Source organism: uncultured Campylobacter sp. (assembly GCF_938018035.1).
Classification (GTDB): domain Bacteria; phylum Campylobacterota; class Campylobacteria; order Campylobacterales; family Campylobacteraceae; genus Campylobacter_B.
In genome coordinates this window covers 1-1,268 of sequence record NZ_CALIJF010000269.1, presented here as the reverse complement: position 1 = coordinate 1,268, position 1,268 = coordinate 1, and the positions used below count along the sequence as shown (strand labels likewise).

Sequence of the window (1,268 nt, the reverse complement as noted above, 5' to 3'; positions counted from 1 at the left end):
ATCCCTCGCTAGCGATTTCGAAAGTTTGCCTATTTTGCCTTTTGTAGCTTAGATGGATATTAAATTTACTGAACCTAGCTTCAATTATATTACAAAATAGCAGAGCACTATCTTTAAATTTTGAAAATTCTTTTCTGCGCGATCAAGCTCAATTTGCGCATTTAATTCTCTCTTATCTATGTTTAGACTCCTTGTGAAATATCATAAATTCTTTTCTAACATTATCTATATTAATACTCTTATGTAATAAAAAGTATCTCTTTAATTCCGAATAATCTTTATTGGAATTTATAAAAGTATTTATTATGATGCCATCTTTAGAATATATTGCCAAACGATCATATATTTTGTTTGCTTCCAAGCCACCAATTACAGTACAAATTAAATTCTTTGGAAGAATGAATATTGTAGCTAACAATATAAATACAACTATAAAGTCTTTAAAAACAAATAAGATCATTGTTATTACGGTAGCAAATATACAGAAATAGAAGAGTTCTTTTGAAATTGGAAAATATTCTGGTGTAGAAGTCCTAGTATCCATATTTTTAGATATCTTAATAATTTCATCTAGATTTATTCGGAAGATTTTTATTCCTTCGACTTCTACCGAAATAAATTTTTCGTTAAAAATTATAAAGCGCCTATTAAATGGTTTATCGCGCTCAATAATTCTAATAAATGGAATAATAGTGCAAAAAATAATGAAAAAATAAGAATCTTCTGATTCGGAAAATTTTTCAATACCAAAATTAGACAATATTCCTGTTTGAAAAAGTATTATGATCAATATTAATATACAAAATTGGCAAAAACCTATTAAAGCACTAAAATCCTTTATTATTAACTCTTTTTTACAATGGGCATTTATATTTATATTGGAATTTCTATCATTAAAATTTCTAGACAATTTTTTAGTTCCAGATTCCGTTTATTTGAATTGGGCATTTTAAGCTTTCAAGATTAAAACTATTCCCAGAGCTCTGCTCCACATTTTGACGTCGTTCGTTTAGAATTTTCTTTAACTCTTTGGGCTTTGCTTCGTTCATCCTTATCCCTTGCTAGCGATCTTAAGCGATTTCGTATTTTACTTCTTTATCGCTTGGGATAGTATTAAATTTAAAGCTACTTCGCTTGTCTGACTCAAGCATTTTGGAATTTGTCTATCGAGGTAAAATTTATAAAATTGAAAGATAAATTTAAGCGGGAAGAACCCGCTTAAATTTTATTTGCCGCAGCCGCATTTGCCCTGAGCGGCAAGCTTGCGG

General features: G+C 29.1%; 2 protein-coding genes. Both read right to left on the bottom strand.

Annotated features, from left to right (window positions below; translation table 11 throughout):
- Nucleotides 1-172 precede the first annotated feature (172 nt).
- Complete coding sequence (locus tag Q0257_RS08005) at nt 173-910, bottom strand: hypothetical protein (protein WP_298023771.1); 738 nt, start codon at nt 908-910, stop codon at nt 173-175.
- Nucleotides 911-914: 4 nt separating this feature from the next.
- Complete coding sequence (locus tag Q0257_RS08000) at nt 915-1,049, bottom strand: hypothetical protein (protein ID WP_297921526.1); 135 nt, start codon at nt 1,047-1,049, stop codon at nt 915-917.
- Nucleotides 1,050-1,268: the final 219 nt, after the last annotated feature.

Bases quoted from the DNA above. Each gene is read 5' to 3' on its own strand.
- Q0257_RS08000 (WP_297921526.1), bottom strand. From the start codon at position 1,049: ATGAACGAAGCAAAGCCCAAAGAGTTAAAGAAAATTCTAAACGAACGA.